The organism is Vibrio sp. 1731 (assembly GCF_033339955.1).
GTDB lineage: Bacteria > Pseudomonadota > Gammaproteobacteria > Enterobacterales > Vibrionaceae > Vibrio > Vibrio alginolyticus.
In genome coordinates this window covers 120,364-139,569 of record NZ_JAWOVO010000003.1, presented here as the reverse complement: position 1 = coordinate 139,569, position 19,206 = coordinate 120,364, and the positions used below count along the sequence as shown (strand labels likewise).

Sequence of the window (19,206 nt, the reverse complement as noted above, 5' to 3'; positions counted from 1 at the left end):
TTGATTTGTGATCACTTAATGGCTCTCTGACCATACTGCGAATTCATTTCCACTCGGTTCAGTGAAGTGGAATCGACAGCCGCCGGGGAATTCGAAAATAGGGCGGATAACTTTTCCACCATGCAGCTCTACTTTTGTCTGAGTGGCCTGAATGTCTGAGCTATAAAATACTAAAAGTGCGCCACCATTTGCGGTTTGGTTTATAAACTCAGATTTGAAGAATCCGCCATCCAACCCTTGTCCTGAAAATGCAGAATATTCTGGACCATAATCGGTAAAGCTCCAGTCAAAAGCACGCTCAAAAAATTGTTTGGTCGCACTGACATTAGTGGAACCAAATTCAACGTAATTCAATTTTTCATGTTGATGCATGGTGAAATCCTTCTCGGTTACTATCGTTTCTAGGCGAACTTTTCTACGATGATGTCGTCCGCTTTTTCGACAAATAATGCGCCATTATCTCTGAGCTCTGTCAGCACATTCTCTACATTATCAGGCAGCACCGCACGAGTTGAAGCAAGATTAACTACCACATTGTAGCCAAGTTCCAGCGCTTGCATGACGGATTTTTTCACGCAAAAGTCTAAGGCAAGGCCACCGATAACTAAGGTATCAATCCCGTTGAACTTTAGAAATTCATGCGCGCCTGTCGTTTTGGTGTCGGCAATATCATGGAAAAAAATACCGTAAGGGTGTGCGTCAGGATCCATACCTTTATTAACTTGAAAATCATAGTCCAACACGGGTGGTAAGCCATCTAGCAGCTCAGAACCTGTTGTGCCAAGCACACAGTGACGGTTCCACTTTATATCCACATTCGGTAAACCAACGGGCTCAAGCATATTGGATGGCGATTCTGCATCCCACTTTGCTTTTGGTGGGTGTAAGTCACGACTGACCAGTTTTAATCGGCCTTTGGCATGATTGTTCAAAAGTTCCGGTACGATTTCCAACGCACCTGCAACGGGCAGTTCATCTGGACATAACTCACTAAAGCCTTTCTCTGGATCAACGTCGATCACTGCTGTAGTTTGATAGTTTACTCGAACAGTCATGGCAGACTCCTTGTCTGTCTGATTGTCTGCGTTTATCCACGCAAACAGTTTTGAAAAAAGGTTACTTCGTCGCTAGTCAGCGTATATACCATTGCGGGTTTTCCACCTTTGCCTTTGTTGGTTGAAGCGACTTTATTAGTGGGTTTTAGTACGCCTGAATCTATCAAGCGGCGCTTAATCGTCATTCGGCTGATATCAATACCAAACTCTTGATAAGCAGAAATGATGTCCGCAACCAAAAACTCTTTGTCTAATGCAAACAAAAGAACCGATGTGTATTCAATGGATGCACGAAGCTTTTGCCACGCTTTTTCAATGGTTTTTTGATGATCAAATGCGAGGGTTTCTTCTCCATTGAGAATAGCCTGTAGCGAAAACCATTTAAGTTGGCATTCCGGTACACCTGCATTATTTATTTGCTCTACATTGTTACGATCGACTAAGGCGTAGTGCGTAATGTTTAAGCTCCAGTCTTCTGGATCGCGCTTTGGATCACCGTCGATAAACGCTTCGCTAAAATGGCGAGGGTAGGTATGGATTTTCTCACGGCAAATTCGGCGACGCGCCGCTTCAAAGTTTTCATCGGCCGGGCGTCCGCCTTCACTGGTTAAGTCTTTATCAAAGACAAATCCGCCCGGTAGTGCCCAGACTCCATGGTATGGCCGATTTGGATTTGAACGTTTAATCAACAACACTTCCAATCCCTTATCGGCACAGCCAGATAGCCTGAATGGAATAATGTCGACAGATACGATCATGGTTGGGTCCTAATATTGATTTGTAAGTAATCTAGCGCATAACAAGTGGTCAATCAATGGGTAAGTAACGAGTTGTTAGAAACGTTTTTGGTAGTGTTCGTAATACGGTTTGAGCATAAATTTACGGATGACTCTGACTTATTCACAATGCTTGCTCGAATTCTAGACAAAAAAACCTTATAAAAATGAGTGGTTAGTAACAAAAGTTGACAAACTATAGATGGGTGTTTATTGTTTACGCAAATTAGTTAGTAACAAAAAGTTATATACCCAGGAAGGGCATGTAGAAGGGCACCTAATGACCACCAAACTATTTTCTTCCCGCATCATTCAAAGTGCTTTGGATTTCGATGTCTACAAAGTCAATATGATGAGCGCTGTAACAGCGCTTTACCCTGATGCGATGGTGTCATATAAGTTTATCGTGCGCAGTGAGGAAGACCTCTCTGAGCTTTTGCCCGAGGTAAAAGCCGAAGTCCTTAAACTGCAAGATATTCAATTTACGCAAGAAGAAATTGAATATATTAAGCGTGTCGCGCCTTACCTGAATCCTGACTTTGTTGATGCACTGCGCCATTTCCGTTTCAACCCACAAAGCGATGTCTCTTTCCATAACAAAGCCATGGCTGATGGCTCAAGCCAGTTAAGAATTACCATTAACGGTTTGTGGCGAGACACCATCTTGTACGAAACGATCATCATGAGCATCGTGTCTGAAGTTCGTAGCCGTCAGCGTTGGTCAGATATCCCTGTTGCGCAATTTACCACTGTTTTAGAAGAGAAAGTTCGACACCTAAAGTCGGAACTAAAACGTCGTAACATTACTAACTTTAAATTTTCTGACATGTCGACGCGTCGACGTTTTTCCTTTCAAGCTCAGCGCACTATGCTGGAATATTTGTGCCAGGAAGTGCCGGAATGTTTGACAGGAACAAGCAACTATCACTTAGCAAAAGAGCTAAACTTGACGCCTATCGGCACGGTTGCTCATGAATGGTTTATGGGACACCAAGCTCTGGTGAATGTGCGAGATTCGCAAAAAGTGGCGTTGCAACGTTGGCAAAAAATGTTTAATGGTGCACTAGGTATTGCGTTAACCGATACGATTGGTATCGATGCTTTCCTTAAAGACTTTGATGAAGAACTAAGTAACGCGTACTTCGGTGTACGTCACGATAGTGGTTGCCCTTATAGCTGGGGTGAAAAAATGATTGCACACTACCAGTCGCTGAATATAGACCCATTAACAAAAACACTGGTGTTTACCGACGGACTTAACTTCGAACAAGCGTTAGATATTTGCGAGTATTTCCAAGGACGTATTCAGGTGAGTTTTGGTATCGGTACTTTTCTTGCCAATGATATGGGTGATTATGTCAATAAAGATGGTGACGCCTACCAGCCACTTTCTATCGTGATAAAAATGGTCACGTGCAATGGTTCACCGGTCGCCAAAATCAGTGACGAACCTGAGAAAGCCATGTGTGAAGATATCTTCTTTTTGATGAATCTCAAGCGCCGCTTTGAACAACCTCTTGATTTAAATGAGTGTCGTAAAATGATTGATCGTTTAGAAACTGAAGGTCAAAATTATCTCATCGACGTGTAGGCGTTATCCTCTCTCCTTGATAAGCACCCTCTATCGTTACGACAAATTTATATAGGTAAACGTGGAGGGTGATTTCGTTATAGTAATATACAGAAGTAACCAGATACAGCGCAGGAAAGCACTCAAAAGTTGATGTGTTATCTGCCTTTGATTGGTGTAAATCGATACGTTACAGCATCGTGGACGGTGTATCTCATCCGACACTAAACTCAGTCTAATCACGTAGTTTATTCCCACGTACCATGAGCTCACTCGGGTATAGACGTCTATCTGCTTTTATGGCTTTGGGCTTCACGTAGTTGCTTGAATCAGGAGTCAAAATGAACCTAGTAGTACATTTGCAAAAGAAAGCGATCCGAAAATATGGCTATGAGATGGCTACTCGCCAAGCATGGAAGTGTGGTATCAAGGCAAATCTTGTAAAGCGCGTGATTGGCCTTTTTAAAGGACAAATTGTTTGTGTGGTTGAAGGTTGCCGAGCAGAGTTTTCTTCTCCTCTTAATAACCCCCTTCACGAAGATGACAAGCAGGGGCGATATGTGTTTGTTGGCGGTGTATGCTGGGAACCAAATAACATTATAGCGCCTGGTTTCCCTGATTTTATGTTTATGCACGTGCGTAATCTAAGCCACCGTCATAAGTATTTAACGGATGACGAACTATTTTTGAGCTTGGCTTAAAAATAAATCTCATAGACTAGTTCAGCCCAATCATAATCAGTAGTGATACAGTTTTAGCTCTGTTGACACGTTGCTGAGTGTTTCTTGACGTATCTTTTATAAAACAGTGTTTCTTTACTTGTTAATGACAGAGGGTTTGTTTTCGTCTGATGTGATTTCCCTTTTGCGATTTACCATAACGCTCATCAAAGCAAACCATACTGGGATGTAAATCATGAATATGAAATCTATCGCAATTGCAACGGCAGTTGTTGCTGTACTAGCAGGCTGTAAAGACAAAACGCCACCAGCTCCAACTCAAGCAAACATTACTTTGGTTGAAGCGGTGACTGAAACGGTGAAAAAGCCGCACCAAGTATGTAAAGACGTGGTAGTAACCGAGCAAGTTGCCCCTGCGGATGACAATAAAATTATTGGTACGGTTGGTGGCGCAGCAGCTGGAGCAGCGCTGGGCAACCAAATCGGTGGTGGCTCAGGTAAAGTGATTGCAACTGCAGCTGGTACGATTGCTGGTGCACTGACAGGTCGTAAGATCCAGGAAAATGTGCAAAAAGGTGATGTAGTAACAACGACGAAAAAACAGTGTCATACAGAATATACGACATCTGATAAAGTAGTGGGTTACGACGTCACTTACGAAGTTTCAGGTGCACCAACGACGGTTCGTTTGGCGAGCAAGCCAGCGACAAAAACGTTCCCAATTCAAGATGGTAACGTTGTTCTACCACAATAGTTAGCGACTTAACCGAAGCGATTAACAAGCCCTTTTATCTTTGAGATGAAAGGGCTTTTTCACATAAGCGGCGTTTTCATCTGTTTTCCCATTGGAATGTGCGGCCAGAAATACCCGTTAATTTCCGCGTTCGATACAATCACTTTTCTTAAAGTACGAACGGAAAAAACATGGAAGATTTTTACCTGACCGAGCACGGTTTGGCTGGTTATTTCGAGGCGCAATGGTTCGACAAGTTCATTGAGGAGCAACAGATTGAGATGATAACCAGTCGCTCAAAACAAGTCCCACTTTCTTTTTTGTCATCACCTCACTGCTCCCAAGTTGCTGATTTTATTGCGCAAGTGGTAATCGGAAGCAGCGTTCAGCCGTATTCCCTACTTGAGGTTGGGGCGGCGCTGGGAAGAAATTATTATGAGCTAGTGCAACGCTTACCTAACCTTAAAGAAGCGACGCTTGTGGAGCCTTCAAATAGGTTAATGGATGGCTTGAAGCAACTGTTAATAGAAGAACAACGCGTCGAGCTTACTTACCTTCACGATGTGAACACCTTAAACACTTTAGAGGTTGAGAATAGAGATATCGTACAGAAATGTGCTCATGTTGATTTGACGCTAATTAACCAGCCTTTTGAGCTCGATACTCTCCAATCTCGCTTTGATTTAGTCGTATGTTTAAATGTGATTGATCAATGTGAGTCGCCACTTAGCGTGATCAATGCTCTAAAAAAAACCACCAAGGTGGGTGGGCTGATCGTTGTCTCTTGCACTTATCAGTGGAACGCGAAACACATCAAAAATAAAGAAGAGGCGGTTGATGATATCAAAGAATACTTTGCTGAAGGCTGGCGTCTAGTGTCGGAAGCCGAGCATGAATATCGCATCCGGTTTAATGATCGCTTTGCAAGGCAGTTTTTATCTCACGTAGTCGCTTACGTAAAAACCGATTAGAGCCACATAAAAAAACCGAGCACTTACGGCTCGGTTTTTTAGTCTTTGGGTTAGAGCACAACTTTAAGTAACGTGCGCTTCTTGTTGCTCTTGCAACTTTTTCTTGCGACGCTCTCGTTTAGAAAGCCAAACCAGAGGCACAACAATCATAATGGTTCCTATTGCCATAAATATGTCTGGCACTTCTCCAAACCAAATCAATCCCACAAACACGGCACCAATTAAGCCACTGTATTCAGCGCTGGCAATTTTGTTGCTATCGATCGAGCGGTAAGCGATGACACATGTTGCTGCATAAATCATGATGAACAAACTTGAGCCAGCAGCAACAGGGAAAGCACTCCAGTCCCAAGGTTCTGCTTCGATCAGAACAAGCAAGAAGGCTACTGGAATACCTGCCAAGTTTGTCATCAATAACGTTTGCATCACAGACTGATTTTTTGGCAGTTTTCGAATGAGCAAGTTATTGATTGCTAAAGTAATTGCAACAACTAAAGCTGAAATGGCTGCCCAATCGATTTGGTCTGGACGAATGATGACCAATACACCGGCAAAGCCCATTATCGCTGCGGCGACCGATTGCTTAGACAACTGTTCTCCAAAAAAGATTGCTGCAAGCGGCAACATGATCAATGGCGCGGCGTAAAAGATCGCGTTCGCAGTTGCGAGCGGTAAAGATGAGATCGCCAAAACCATGAATATTGCACCAAGTAACCATACGTGAGCGCGAACAGCATGCCACTTAAACCCTTCAAGAAAAGGCGCATTTTTTGTTAGCAGGTAGATTGGCAGCAGGAAAAGCACCGCTGATATTTGTCGGAAAAAGACAAATTGAAAAATAGGCACTTCATTTCCGACACTTTTAATTAAAGAGTCCGAAAGCACCGCAATGAGATTTCCAACAATTAATAGCAGCATCGCTGCTCCGACCGATGTAACTTTCACTTTTTCCTCTCCTCTTTCTTTGCCAAAGAGTAGGTGATGTCATAGGATGAAGTGAAGTGATATTTATTAGTTTAAGTATGAGATTTTTAGATAATGAAATTGCCACCACTCAGAGCGGTTCACTGTTTTGAATCTGTTGCCAGAAACTCTAGCTTTTCGCTTGCTGCTGAAGAACTCAATGTGACGCAAAGTGCCGTTAGCCACCAGATACGATTATTAGAAGATTACTTGGGTGAATCATTATTTATCCGCCAAGGCAGAAAGCTCTCTTTGTCCGATACGGGCACCCGCTATTTAGAGGATATTAGCCCAGCAATTAGCTCAATTGCGATGGCCAGCCAAAAGGTGCGAGAAGGGGACAAAGGCAGCATACGGTTGGCGATTTATAGCTCGCTCGCCGTAAAGTGGCTTATTCCGCGTTTGTCTGATTTTAAGCGCCTACATCCAGAAATCGATCTGACACTCAATATGGTCGTTGGTGATCCTGAACAGACAGACAGCGTTGGCGATTGTTTTATCACGGTAGAGAAGCCAAAGCGAAACTACATGTCGGTAAAGTTATACGCGGAGACGTTGTATCCGGTCTGCAGCCATAAAATTTGGAAAGAGTTGCAAGATCAACCGATTCCAGAAGCGCTTTGGCGATACCCTATTTTGTCGACAGACTCAATTTATCGAGAGAGAGGAAAAGATTGGGCAGAGTGGTGCAGAGCGGGCGGTTACACCTTGCCGAAAGATGTCGATGTTCAACATTTTAGTCATATGTTGTTGGCAATAGAGGCGGCGCGTTATGACCAAGGCATCGCATTTGCGAATGATTTTATGCTCAATGAAAGAGATAAAGCGCACGATTTGGTGTACATCCCTTCTCATGGATTGGAAACCGGCGACAGCTTTTATTTTATTCATAAAAAGAGTCGAGCCAAGCAAGCGGAAATCATCAAACTCACTAACTGGTTGAAGCAGCAATGCTTGTGAAATGACTAAATTGTCAAAATTAAGAAAGAAAGTGGCAAAGTTGTGTCTAAATATTTCATGTTTTATTGAGTTTTTATTCATTAACATCCACTTGGTTTTGAAACCAAGTGAAATGGATAGCATGGCATGCTTAAGGATGGGCAAAACACAACCTCAATAATTAACAGGCAGTGAAATACAATGTTTAAAAAAACATGGCTAATGACAGCCCTTCTAGCAACATGTTCTGTTGCAAACGCAGCTCCTTACGTTGGTGCATCTGTAGGTCAAGCATCGTTTGGTGATGTTAATGGCTCTATCAATGGTGGTGGTACTAACGCTAGCACTAAACTTAAACTTGAAGATGACTCAAGCCTTTCAGGCAAAGTATTCGGTGGTTACAAATTCAACGAATACATTTCTCTAGAAGCAGCCATTGGTGGCTACGATGCTTTAGACGGCAAAGTTGTTACTGTTGGTGACATGAAGTATCTATCGATTCAGCCAAAAGCGACTCTACCGATTGGCGATCGTTTCAACCTTTTTGCGAAAGCTGGTCTTTCTTACTTCAATGCTGAATTCAAAATTAGCAACTCTGTGATTGACGGTAGCGCAGGCCATACCACCATTTCTGACAGCACTGTAACAGGCATGTACGGTTTAGGCGCAGAGTTCGCTATTACTGAAAACTTTGCTCTACAAGTTGAATGGGAATACATGATGCCTGAGCTAGACATTGCGAAATTTGGCAATGAAAAAGTAACGGTTGATGCAGACATCAATGTGTTCTCTGTAGGTATGAGCTACCGTTTCTAAGAATACTTATTCAAGTTACCTCTTGGCTTAGTAAACGTTTTTGACTTCTGTTGGTCGAGCTGAGTCCAAGCTTTGAATTTGTTTAGATATAGCACAGGAAGTTTAGTTGCTAAGCGTCCTGTGCTATTTTTTTTGCTTTGGAATAACTCTTAGGAATCTTTGTGAACGATGTCAATCTTAGGTATCTGGATCTACTGTTAAAGCACTTTGAACCTCACCAGTATCACCTTGTTACGCTTTCTGAGCTAGAAGCGGTGATTTGCACGTCGAGGCGCAATGTTTCTATTGTGATGAAAAAGCTTGCCACTTACGATTGGGTCGATTGGCAACCTGCGATTGGCCGAAGTAACGCTAGCCGTCTCAGTATTAATATTTCCCTCCAACAAGCGATGACCGAGTTTTTGGTTGAGGAGCTTGGCAGAGGAAGAATGAACTCAATAACGAAACTTATTGATTGGTTCGGTCAAACCGCGGTTAGAGCACTGACTATCGCTTCTGAAAAAGTGAATCGATTGAACGAATCAAATAACGCTATTTTGATTTCTTCTTACCCTTGGGTATCCAAAATCGACCCTGCGAATACTTACCGTCACACTGAATTACACGTCGCGAAAAGCGTTTATGACGTATTGCTGACCCAAAATTCCAATGGTGGTATCGAGCCATCGTTAGCACACGAATGGAAAATGGAAGGCAAGGTAATGACGTTATGGTTGCGGCCGGGCATATATCGCCATGATGGTGAACCCCTTAACATACAGGATGTGGTTTGGAGTATAGAAAGACTCAGGGAGATAAAAGGACCAGTTCACGAGCTCTGGCAATGCATTGATAGCGTGGTTGCAGAAACATCTAACTGCTTAAAAATCATATTGAAGCATCCGAACAAGTTGTTTCCATACATGCTAGCAACTCCTCATGCGTCTATTCTGTGTCGAGATGTCGTCTCTTTCGGTTCTAGTTATTCCTACCACATAGGGACTGGACCATTTAAAATCAGCGGCTGGAACCAGGAGAGTATGACTCTTGAAGCGCACAAAGAGTATTTTTCAGCACGCGCATTGTTAGATCAAATAACGCTGTCTCATGGAGATGTTAAAACCTTAAATATGTTGAGCTTTAACCAAAGCTCCGATCACGTTGAAGTGGAAAAAATTAGCGCATTTTCATATGTGACCTACCGCGAACGCGTGGAATCCCAACTCACAAAAGAGACTTGGTATCAACTCGCTGATTACATCCATGTGCAAAAGCGAATTTATGATGCGCCAAGTGCCGTTGACAACATTCAGTTAGAGACTCATGAGCAAGATTTATCAATAACAGATGGTGGTGTGATACCTAAACTGAAAGGTAAAGTGGTATTAGCTGAACCTGTCTGGACGATACCGAGTCTAATTCGCCATTCCGAATGGTTGCACAGTGTGATTCGTGCAACGGGATTAGAGTTAGAGATCATTGTTATTGATGACATTAGTTTTCCTGAGGTAGTGTCTCACCAAGCAGACTTGCTCTTCATTGAGGAAGTCATGGAAGCACCATTTGAATATGGCATCTTCGAATGGCTGTCGATAGCAACTGGACTGCGTTTTAGTTTTGATCAAAGCCAGATGTTAAGCCATAGAGAAAAGGTTCGCAGAGCGATGGCAGATGATCACTCGCTACAGTCTTTATTAAACCTAGAGAAAGCGCTGCGCGATCAGTACCTATATTTGCCTTTGTTTGTTGGCTACGAAGAAGTGACAAAAACACAGCAAGTGCGAGGTGTGCAGGTGAAGAATACAGGCTATAGCGATTTACATAGGTTATGGATTGCTCATTCACACTAGAGTCTGTGTTCAAGATTATGCAAATGTCCAACGCATAAAGCCATCGAAATGATGGCTTTATAAGGGCGTATCGGATTAGAAGTTGTACGACACACTTGCGCCAACAACCCATTGGTTTGCACTATCAATGATAGATGAGTCGCTGATACCGCTGCCTAGGCGCGTGTATTGTGTCATTTGGCTTACTTGCCAGTTGTCGTTGATTGGCATAACAAGTTTGTAGCCCACACCATAGCTTACCGTTGAATCACCTTTGTATGCTTTGCGGTTTGCGTTTGCTTCGCGTTGTTTTACACCAAAGTAGTAATCTACGTAGTCTTCACTTTGATAAGTTAGGTTAGCAAAAGGAACAAAATCAACACTACCGAATTTCATGATGTGGAAGTAAGTCGCGCCCGCTAAGTAACCTTTGTAAGCGCCACTGATATCGTGCTGAAGGTACGTAGAAATGACGTTGTTTTGATCCAGTGTAAAGTCTGCGTTTAAACCTAGATCGACGGCGAAGCGGCGTTTATCTGTGCCTTTCAGGCTTTTCGCTGTATCACCGTCGCGCATTACACCGCTACCTACAAGGTAGGTACTCATGTTGATTAACTCATTGGTGTTACCGAAGAAGCGGTAGTTAATGCCACTTAGGTCGGCATTAAAGTCGTCACCATGGTAACCACCGTTGAGAATTGGTGCTGTATTATGCTTTTGATCTTTGAAAAGATCGCTGCCTTGAGCCACACCAGCTTCTACGTTCCAACCGCCTTCGTTGTTGTAGATGTTACCGTTACGAATGTAAGTATCGCCAGCGAAAGCTGAGCCAGCAGCTGTCAGAGTAAGTAGTGCAATTAATGTTTTTTTCATCATTTTTCCGAGTTGTTCTGTTTTGTTTTGAACACTGTACAAAATAACGTTGTAAGCATCTATCGGCAAAGCGTATGGAAATGTAATGAACAATCAGGGTAAGAAGCAGAATGTTGCTTCAGAATAGAAAGGTTGCTGGAATAGCTTTCGTTAAAATAACGAAAAATCCGAGCTGGGGTGGCTCGGATTTGGGGTATTTATCAGGTATTGATACTAACTTCTTACTGTTTCGTTAAGTTGTATAGTGGTGCTAGGTCACCCGTTACTTTTTCGCCATTCATGTCTAGCTTCATAAGTACGTTTTCACCAACAAAGTATTGGTTTGGTGCATCTTCATTTGTCAACGTTACGATGCTGCCATTTGCGTCCCAAGTGAATTGACCTTCAGATTTTGATTGACCGTCTTCTTTGCCTTGGTAGCTTTCTTCAAGTACGTAAGTGCCATCTTGATTTAGTGTGATGGTCATATCGATACCAGCACAATCCGCGCAAGGTAGTGTTCCTTTGTAGGTGCCGTTCCAGTCCAGAGCACTTTGTGCGTTGTGTTCAGAGTCTACAAAAGTCTCTTCAGTAATTACTTGTTCTTCTTCTACTGGTAACGTGTCAATTGTCTCAGTCGTAACGTCTGCACTGGTGGTGACTTCAGTTTCCGTTGCCTGAGGTACTTCAACTGCGCTTGTTTCGGCAGGTTTCTCATCTTGACAGCCTGCAAGAATGATTACCGCGCCTGTTAGTGCCAACATTGTCTTTTTCATTTTATCCCTCTTTAAATCAAGATTTTGTATGAGAGTAATAGTAGACATTTATCGAGGATTTGCGTCATCAAAAAGCAATAGAATGATCTAACTATGTCAATAAAACCGGATATGAGCATGAAATTGTCAGGAAAATCAGAACAATGTAAATGTTGCTTTGGGTATCAAGCTTGAGCCCACAGATAAATATCTAAAAAGGGGAGTGGGAGTGAGTTAATTGATAACAGCCCACATTGTTGTGAGCTGTATTATCAACATCATCTAAGAAACGTTATTGAAGCTTGAGCGTGAAGTGCCTCGTTTTGTGCTTCGTTGATCAGAAAACAGCTCCGCAATAACCTGACGATTTAATTCGCCTTTCAAATGGCCGTGCTCATCGATGACGGGCAGTGAATGTTCACACGACATGACTTCAGTCAGCACTTGCTCAATGGCTAAATGTGGAGAGATGATAGGCACCTCTTCATAGATATCATCACGCCAATCTGATATATGAGTTAACTTCGCTGCGTTTAGCAATCCTTGCTGTGTTATCACGCCTTGATAGCCTGCATTGGTCTCATGGTAGGCATAATCACGTTTAACACGTTTCATTTCACTCAGCGCATCTTCAATGGTTTCAGCGCGAACACAGTATGAAGGTGGCTGCATCAGCGTTTCGACTGTCAGTGCTCGCGCTCTATTGACGTCTTTTACAAAGGCTTCAACGTACTCATCGGCAGGATGCAGTAAAATTTCGTCTGGTGAGCCTTGTTGGACAAGTTCACCGTCTTTAAGAATCGCGATGCGATCGCCAAGTCGAAGCGCTTCATCTAAATCATGAGTAATGAAAATAATGGTTTTGTGCAGCTTCTGTTGCAGCTCTACCAGCTGATCTTGCATTTCGCTCCGAATCAGAGGGTCCAATGCCGAGAAAGCCTCGTCCATCAACAGTATTTCGGCGTCGGTAGCCAGTGCCCGTGCAAGGCCCACACGCTGTTGCTGTCCACCCGATAGTTGAGCAGGATACTGGTGCTCATAACCCGTCAGTCCAACGGTTTCTAACCATTCATTTGCTTTTTCTAAGCGCGCCTCTTTATTCATTCCCTGAACTTCCAAACCATATGCGATGTTGTCGATAACAGTGCGATGAGGCAGCAAGCCAAAGCGTTGGAACACCATAGACATCTTGTGACGGCGAAACTGTTCAAGCTCTTTGTTAGAAAGTTGCATGACATCCACCCCTTCTACCAAGATCTGCCCCATGGTTGGATCGATTAATCGATTGAAGTGGCGAATCATGGTGGATTTTCCAGAACCGGATAATCCCATAATGACAAAAATTTCACCCTTTTGAATTTGCAGGTTGATGTCTTTTAGTCCGACCGTGTGGCCCGTTTCCGCTAAAACCTGCTCTTTACTATGTCCCAACTTAACGCGCTCAATCACGCTATTGGGTCTGGTACCGAAGATTTTATACAGACCGCTGATTTCGATAAGTGGACTAGTCATGTTTTGAGTCTCCTAAATGAGCTTGAGTGCGTTTCGCATACGCTTGTGAAGCACGATCAAAAAGGATTGCTAGGGCGACAATTGCTAAACCATTGAGAAGACCAAGAGTGAAATATTGATTGGTAATAGACTTTAGAACAGGCTGACCTAAACCTTTTACCCCAATCATTGATGCGATGACCACCATTGACAGTGCCATCATGATCGTTTGGTTAATTCCCGCCATGATGGTTGGCATTGCAAGCGGAAGCTGAACCCCAAAAAGCCGTTGCCGAGTGCTGGCACCAAATGCGGTTGCGGCTTCCAATACTTCTTTATCAACTAGACGAATGCCCAAATTGGTTAAACGAATAACCGGTGGAATCGCGTAGATCACTACTGCGATAAGGCCAGGAATTTTCCCGATGCCCAATAACATCACAACTGGAATGAGATACACAAATGCCGGCATGGTTTGCATGACGTCGAGTAATGGTGTTACCACCGACTGAATGCGATTAGAGCGCGCCATAGCGATGCCGATAGGGATACCAAGTGCGATGGCAAGCATAGTACATACAGTGATGATACTGAGCGTACGCATAGTGTCTTCCCACATTCCAAAATAGCCAATCAGAATCAGCGAACCAAAACATGCAGCGGCCAGTTTCCAAGAGCGGCTGGCGGCATAAACGAGAGTGGTGCAGACACCTAAAATAATGAACCAAGGTGTAGAAATCAGAAGTTTTTCAAACCAGACAAGAAACGCAAGGAGCGGATCAAACAGAGACTCAATGAGTTCACCATACTCGCGAGAGAAATCTCTGTAGGCGCCGTCGAGTGTTTTGCGAATCGCCCTGAGATCAGAGGCATCCATTTCCGGGAATTCGCTGAGCCAATTTGAGTCAGACATATGTACTTCCTTTTTCTGATATACCTAAGCGCTTTCAAGAAACTTAATTTGGCAAGAAGAGTAGGGCGCCTAGGCCAAGTAATGGTCGTTCGACAGGTTCTGTATCGAAAGTATTACCCTTTAAGCTCAGGCCGATGTCGTCAAACTTCTCTTTTTCGTTCCTTAGGTATACATCCTTTTAAATAAAACAATCATTAGTGTTCAAACTAATGATTTGCTTGGATTATAGTTTTTCTTCTTCAATAAAATGAACACATTAGCGTGTATTTGTATGAAAAATCTGCGCAAACTAACGTTTTTATTATCCGGTTAATTAGAATTGATCTTTTTGTTCGTTTGTCATCAAAATTCCTAAATTATTAGATGTCTAATTAATGCTGATGTATTACGTATTTGTCGTGTTGATTTTTGCAAACTTAGTTTATTGGCATATGCTAAAAATGTTATTGGCATATGCCAGTTTAAGGCGTAATTTGACTCTGTGTTTTTGAGGGACAATGATGGCAAGACCAAAGATAGAAAGACGAATATGCGGACGTGCGGCTCACCAATGCTTTAAGCCCAATGGCATTCCATTTAATCAGTTGGAGCAAGTCGCCATATTACCAGAAGAGTTAGAAGCGCTACGTTTAGCCGACTTAGAGGGGCTTAGCCAGCAGCAAGCTGCGGAGCAGATGGGCGTTTCTAGACAAACTTTTGGTAACACAGTAAAAAGTGCAAGATTGAAAGTCGCAAAAAGTTTAGTTGAAGGTCATGCATTAGTTTTTCCGAATGAGGAGTCAAACTTATGATTTATGCTATTCCTAATGATGGTGAGCGGGTGGCAAACCACTTTGTAAAAGCACCATACATCGCTATTTATTCTGATACTGACGGTATGCTAAAAAACTTAGCGAACATTGCTTCTATGCCACAAGCGGGTTGTAATGCGAAGTCTCAGTTGATTCAGTCTCTACAAGGGTACAATGTGGATGCTGTTCTTGTGCGAAATATTGGTGAACGTGTATTGGCAAAGCTACTTAGCAGTGGCACGCCAGTATTTAGGCTGTCTACTCGTAGTTCATTGGAAGATGTGCTTGCGGTTCCAAGAGAGCCTTTGATTGAGCCCTCTCAAGGACGCCCATCAAACAATCATAAGAAAAGTGTTCACAAACAAAAAGGCGGCTGCGGCTCCTGTGGTTGTGGTGGCCAAAAATCAAAAACCTCCTTGTTGGCAAGACCTAAAGCGCTACTCAAAGCAACATCTAGCCCTGCTATACTTAAGCTAGAGTCGATGGCTAATAAGGCAGGTTAATATGGTTTGGTTATTTACCTTTCTTGGTTTTCTCGCAATCATTTTGTTGATGTCACTTGGCGTCATTTTTCATAACAAGCGTATTCAAGGAAGTTGCGGCGGTTTAAACAACGTCGGTGTTGATAAAGTATGCAACTGCGAAACCTCATGCGCAGAACCTGAAAGGCGTTTATATCAAATCTCAGAGCCTAACTCATCACCTGAGCGCTAAGGCTTTTGGCCCATTGCGGCAAGGTTCGTCGAAACCAGTCCAAATATTTGCTGGTCTGCGGATTTTTTCTGGAGACCAGTATGTTGACTACCTCGACGACGATCCACGCTTTTGCTAATCCGATATCGCGCGCCAATTCTGTTGTTTCACCTTTCTCGGCGCACTTTACATACTTGCCTGCCACCTTCAAGTAATCATCAAATGTGCCCATGCCCTCGATGAGCGGCGCTAAATCTATCGCGACATGCCCTGTAGAAAAGCGTTCCCAGTCGAACAGCACCAGCTCGCCATTTTCGCGCTGTCCCCAGTTTCCAGCATTCGAGTCTCCGGAGATCAAGTTCTGCCTATCAAAAAGGTGCGCCGCTCGTTGTTGTAGTTGGTGGAAGAACTGTTCTGTCTCTGAGCCCAGTTTAAGTGTAGTGAGTGCTTGTTGAGTCGCTTGTGGTGTCCACTGGTGGCGGTGATAAACACCATCTGATGTTGGTGGAAGTCGGTGCAGTTTGACGAGCTGTTCAATGACCCGAGGATCTTCAAGTAAGAATGCTTGCTCGACTGCGTGGGGAACGTATTCAATGTGCAGAACGTTTTTCTGGTCGTCGAGTTGAATCAAGCGCGGTACGTGTATTCCAAGCGCGTTAAACTGCTCGGCATAGCGTTGATAAAACGCCACTTCTATTTGAGTAGGGTTACGTTTTTCTATTACTTGAACGCCATCTTTTTCGATGAGAAAAACTTTGGCACTGCCCATTTGATTGAGTTCTTGTTGCGACACCGGACTTCCTGTCTTCATGTAGAGAGAGCTCACCTTAATCGCTGCACTCACGTTTGCCAATAGCCACGACAAAGTGCCTCAAAAATATTAAATGCAACTGTTTAAATATGATTTTGTCGTTGGTGTCTAAATTTTACACAGTTACGCCTGTACTCCGATAAATTCGTTCTACGCTTACTATTCGTCTTAATAAAGGAGAACCAAAATGGCTGTAATGAAGCAGGATATTCCAAATCGTGTAACGGTTTACCATGACAATATCGATCAAGAACAAGAGCTGAAAAATGCGATGCTGCCAGAGAAACCGCGCTACTTTAACGGTGCTCCGACTTACAAAGCGAACAGCATCGAAGAGTTTGAAAGCAAAATCAGTCAGATAGGTTTGTCTCTCGATAAATAATTTTTCTTTTACATAAAAGCGCCCTCAAAATGAGGGCGCTTTTTTGTTTATGTGATTGATTTGAATCTTAGGGAATTAACCTTGTTGTGTACTGCCTTGGCAGACCTGTTTTTGCACTGCTGGTGGCGCAGGCTCGTAATGGCTTAAGGTCATACTAAAGCTGCCTTCACCACCAGTGATAGAGCGTAATCGACGAGCGTAATCTTGCAGCTCGTTTACAGGTGACTTGGCTCTGAGTAAGGTGAAGCTGCTGTCGATTGGCTCGGAGCCTTCGATTAAGCCTCGGTTGCCAGATAAATCACCAGAAACATCGCCAACATTCGCGGTTGGGATGTACAGTTCCATCTGGACAATGGGTTCTAGCACAATAGGATCGGCGTTGTTAATAGCATCTAAAAAGGCTTTCTTACCTGCGATGACAAACGCAATTTCTTTCGAATCGACGGAGTGATATTTACCGTCATAAACGGTGACTTCCACATCCTTAATTGGGTTGCCAGAAATCGCGCCTTCCTCTAACGCTTGCAAAATACCTTTTTCAACAGCAGGAATGAGCGCGGTTGGAATGGCGCCACCCACCACTTTGTTGATGAACTTAAATCCGGCACCACGTTCGAGTGGACGAACCTTCAATTGCACTTCACCAAATTGGCCTGCACCGCCACTTTGTTTTTTGTGTCGATAATGCCCTTCGGCAGGTTTGGTGATGGTTTCAAAGTATTCGACGCTTGGTTGGCAGGTTTCGACGTCCAGTTTGTACACGTTCGCCATCTTTTCTAATGCGACTTTGAGGTGAAACTCCCCTTGGCCGCTGATGATGGTTTCGTTGGTGCGAGCGCGATGTTCGATGCGCAGCGAAGGATCTTCACTGGCAATTTTATTCAGCACATCTCCTAATTTTTGCTCATCTCCACGCTTAAGAGGCTTCAAGCACAAAGAATACATGGAGTCAGGAAGGTCCAACGTCTTGAGTTGAACACCATCTTCTTCGTGAGAGTCATGAACGATTGAATCGAATTCGAGATCATCCACTTTGGCTAAAACGCAGAAGTCGCCCGCAAGCGCGCGAGGGATCTCGGTTCTATCTTTGCCCTGCAGTTGATATAAGTGCCCAACTTTAAATGCCTTGTTGCTTTCGCCAATATAAAGCTGGCTGCCCGCATTGATTTCCCCCTGATACACACGTAAGTAGGCAAGTTTTCCCATATATGGGTCGACGCTGACTTTGTACACGTGTGCGACGGTGTGCTCTAAGGTTTCGCAATTTACTTTGATTTTTTTGCCGTTCTTTTCCAGTAGAGGAGGGTTACCCTCGTTTGGCATGGGCATGATCTCCGCCAAGGTGCGCAGCAGCAACTCGACGCCCGTGCCGGTTTGTGCTGAGACAAAACAGACCGGAATCACATGTCCAGTTCTTAGTGCTTCTTCAAACGGATCATGCAGTTGCTCTGCGGTGAGTTCGGAGCCTTGTTCCAGATACAGTTCCATCAGTTCTTCATCGACTTCGATAACTTGGTCAATCAAGGTCTCATGAGCTTCATCTACCGTTGCAAGTAAGGTTTCTCGTCCCAATTCTGGTTCGAAATAGCAGTCAACTACAGATTCCCCGTCAGTCGAAGGTAAGTTGATCGGCAAGCAGTGGTCACCAAAATGCTCAACGATGTTCTCCATCAATCTTTCTAACTGACTACCGTGGTTATCGAGCTTATTGATGATGATCATCTGACATTTTTGCTGCTCTTTTGCAAAGGTGAATAAGCGATCGGAAGTTTGGTTAAGTGGTGTTTGAGGGTCGATGACAAGGGCGGATGTTTCAACGGCAGGAAAAACGCTGATAGTACGGCCAAGTAACTCGTTTTGTCCCGGAGTGTCGATGATATTGAGCCGGTGTTTATTCCAGCGCAGTGCGACTGGCGTTGCTTCAATACTGTGTTGATATTTGATGGATTGAGGGTCGAAGTCGGTAACAGTATCGCCTTTTTCTACGCTGCCTAAATGGTGGGTGGCATCGCAGGTGAAGAGCAGTTTTTCTATCAGTGTGGTTTTACCGGTCCCGGTTTGACCGACAAAAGCGATATTGCGTATTTTATTGATAGGCATAAAGCCTCCTTGCAAGATGGCGTGAAAAACCTACGAATTGCTAGGAAGTGGGTTGTTATAGAAACCCACGCACTGCATTGGAGTAGGGCGGGATTACCGCCTATTCG

Annotated in this window: 21 protein-coding genes; 11 read left to right on the top strand and 10 right to left on the bottom strand. The window is 43.7% G+C overall.

Annotated elements, in window-relative coordinates; translation table 11 throughout:
• Positions 1-15: 15 nt before the first annotated feature.
• From R7035_RS05255 to R7035_RS05245, 3 genes are read right to left on the bottom strand one after another with little or no spacing between them, the layout of a single operon-like run.
• Entirely contained in the window at positions 16-372 is a 357-nt protein-coding gene (locus tag R7035_RS05255; protein WP_025768007.1) for a VOC family protein, read from the bottom strand.
• 29 nt (positions 373-401) lie between these two features.
• Positions 402-1,055, bottom strand: a complete 654-nt coding sequence (locus R7035_RS05250) for an isochorismatase family protein (protein ID WP_053307171.1) — start codon at positions 1,053-1,055, stop codon at positions 402-404.
• Between the two features lie 32 nt (positions 1,056-1,087).
• The gene (locus R7035_RS05245) at positions 1,088-1,813 is read right to left on the bottom strand and encodes an NUDIX domain-containing protein (RefSeq protein ID WP_005373953.1); all 726 of its coding nucleotides are present in this window, start codon (positions 1,811-1,813) and stop codon (positions 1,088-1,090) included.
• Positions 1,814-2,111: 298 nt separating this feature from the next.
• On the opposite strand from R7035_RS05245, the gene pncB reads away from it, so the two are divergent.
• The 4 genes from pncB (at position 2,112) to R7035_RS05225 (ending at position 5,785) form a co-directional block, all read left to right on the top strand.
• On the top strand, positions 2,112-3,422 hold the full coding sequence (gene pncB / locus R7035_RS05240) for a nicotinate phosphoribosyltransferase (RefSeq protein ID WP_025998656.1): 1,311 nt from the start codon (positions 2,112-2,114) through the stop codon (positions 3,420-3,422).
• 320 nt (positions 3,423-3,742) lie between these two features.
• Positions 3,743-4,102, top strand: coding sequence for a hypothetical protein (locus R7035_RS05235; protein WP_005373947.1), 360 nt, complete (start codon positions 3,743-3,745; stop codon positions 4,100-4,102).
• 214 nt (positions 4,103-4,316) lie between these two features.
• On the top strand, positions 4,317-4,835 hold the full coding sequence (locus R7035_RS05230) for a glycine zipper 2TM domain-containing protein (protein WP_005373945.1): 519 nt from the start codon (positions 4,317-4,319) through the stop codon (positions 4,833-4,835).
• Positions 4,836-5,005: 170 nt separating this feature from the next.
• On the top strand, positions 5,006-5,785 hold the full coding sequence (locus R7035_RS05225; RefSeq protein ID WP_213879730.1) for a methyltransferase domain-containing protein: 780 nt from the start codon (positions 5,006-5,008) through the stop codon (positions 5,783-5,785).
• Between the two features lie 63 nt (positions 5,786-5,848).
• Here the strand turns inward: R7035_RS05225 and R7035_RS05220 are convergent, their stop codons facing one another.
• The gene (locus R7035_RS05220; protein ID WP_318145997.1) at positions 5,849-6,730 is read right to left on the bottom strand and encodes a DMT family transporter; all 882 of its coding nucleotides are present in this window, start codon (positions 6,728-6,730) and stop codon (positions 5,849-5,851) included.
• A 93-nt stretch (positions 6,731-6,823) separates the two neighbouring features.
• Here R7035_RS05220 and R7035_RS05215 point away from each other — a divergent pair, with 93 nt between their 5' ends.
• The 3 genes from R7035_RS05215 (at position 6,824) to R7035_RS05205 (ending at position 10,332) form a co-directional block, all read left to right on the top strand.
• Entirely contained in the window at positions 6,824-7,708 is an 885-nt protein-coding gene (locus R7035_RS05215) for a LysR family transcriptional regulator (protein WP_005387224.1), read from the top strand.
• Positions 7,709-7,888: 180 nt separating this feature from the next.
• A complete protein-coding gene (locus R7035_RS05210) occupies positions 7,889-8,503 on the top strand; it encodes an outer membrane beta-barrel protein (RefSeq protein ID WP_005373936.1) in 615 nt (204 codons plus the stop codon).
• A 161-nt stretch (positions 8,504-8,664) separates the two neighbouring features.
• Positions 8,665-10,332 carry an ABC transporter substrate-binding protein gene (locus tag R7035_RS05205; protein WP_104980421.1) on the top strand — a complete coding sequence of 556 codons (1,668 nt, stop codon included), beginning with the start codon at positions 8,665-8,667 and terminating at the stop codon, positions 10,330-10,332.
• 75 nt (positions 10,333-10,407) lie between these two features.
• On the opposite strand, the gene ompV is transcribed toward R7035_RS05205, so the two are convergent.
• From ompV to R7035_RS05185, 4 genes are all read right to left on the bottom strand, one after another.
• Complete coding sequence (ompV, locus tag R7035_RS05200; RefSeq protein ID WP_318145996.1) at positions 10,408-11,184, bottom strand: outer membrane protein OmpV; 777 nt, start codon at positions 11,182-11,184, stop codon at positions 10,408-10,410.
• Positions 11,185-11,405: 221 nt separating this feature from the next.
• On the bottom strand, positions 11,406-11,939 hold the full coding sequence (locus R7035_RS05195; RefSeq protein ID WP_158155736.1) for a copper resistance protein NlpE: 534 nt from the start codon (positions 11,937-11,939) through the stop codon (positions 11,406-11,408).
• Positions 11,940-12,200: 261 nt separating this feature from the next.
• Positions 12,201-13,430, bottom strand: a complete 1,230-nt coding sequence (locus R7035_RS05190; protein WP_005387213.1) for a glycine betaine/L-proline ABC transporter ATP-binding protein — start codon at positions 13,428-13,430, stop codon at positions 12,201-12,203.
• On the bottom strand, positions 13,423-14,322 hold the full coding sequence (locus R7035_RS05185) for an ABC transporter permease (RefSeq protein ID WP_005373926.1): 900 nt from the start codon (positions 14,320-14,322) through the stop codon (positions 13,423-13,425). Before R7035_RS05185 ends, R7035_RS05190 begins: the two co-directional genes overlap by 8 nt.
• 500 nt (positions 14,323-14,822) lie before the next feature.
• Between R7035_RS05185 and R7035_RS05180 the strand changes: the two genes are divergently transcribed.
• From R7035_RS05180 to nqrM, 3 genes are read left to right on the top strand one after another with little or no spacing between them, the layout of a single operon-like run.
• Positions 14,823-15,113 (top strand): DUF134 domain-containing protein, encoded by a 291-nt coding sequence (locus R7035_RS05180; protein WP_149192161.1) that lies wholly within the window; start codon positions 14,823-14,825, stop codon positions 15,111-15,113.
• A complete protein-coding gene (locus R7035_RS05175; protein ID WP_005373923.1) occupies positions 15,110-15,616 on the top strand; it encodes a NifB/NifX family molybdenum-iron cluster-binding protein in 507 nt (168 codons plus the stop codon). Before R7035_RS05180 ends, R7035_RS05175 begins: the two co-directional genes overlap by 4 nt.
• Before the next feature lies 1 nt (position 15,617).
• Positions 15,618-15,827 (top strand): (Na+)-NQR maturation NqrM, encoded by a 210-nt coding sequence (gene nqrM / locus R7035_RS05170; RefSeq protein WP_017635136.1) that lies wholly within the window; start codon positions 15,618-15,620, stop codon positions 15,825-15,827.
• On the opposite strand, the gene R7035_RS05165 is transcribed toward nqrM, so the two are convergent.
• Positions 15,805-16,617, bottom strand: coding sequence for an aminoglycoside phosphotransferase family protein (locus R7035_RS05165; RefSeq protein ID WP_213872733.1), 813 nt, complete (start codon positions 16,615-16,617; stop codon positions 15,805-15,807). The two genes, nqrM and R7035_RS05165, sit on opposite strands and share 23 nt — an antisense overlap.
• A 187-nt stretch (positions 16,618-16,804) precedes the next feature.
• Between R7035_RS05165 and R7035_RS05160 the strand changes: the two genes are divergently transcribed.
• Positions 16,805-16,999, top strand: coding sequence for a hypothetical protein (locus R7035_RS05160; RefSeq protein ID WP_005373920.1), 195 nt, complete (start codon positions 16,805-16,807; stop codon positions 16,997-16,999).
• Positions 17,000-17,074: 75 nt separating this feature from the next.
• Here R7035_RS05160 and fusA read toward each other — a convergent pair whose 3' ends face one another.
• Positions 17,075-19,099, bottom strand: a complete 2,025-nt coding sequence (gene fusA / locus R7035_RS05155) for an elongation factor G (RefSeq protein ID WP_262651481.1) — start codon at positions 19,097-19,099, stop codon at positions 17,075-17,077.
• Positions 19,100-19,206 lie beyond the last annotated feature (107 nt).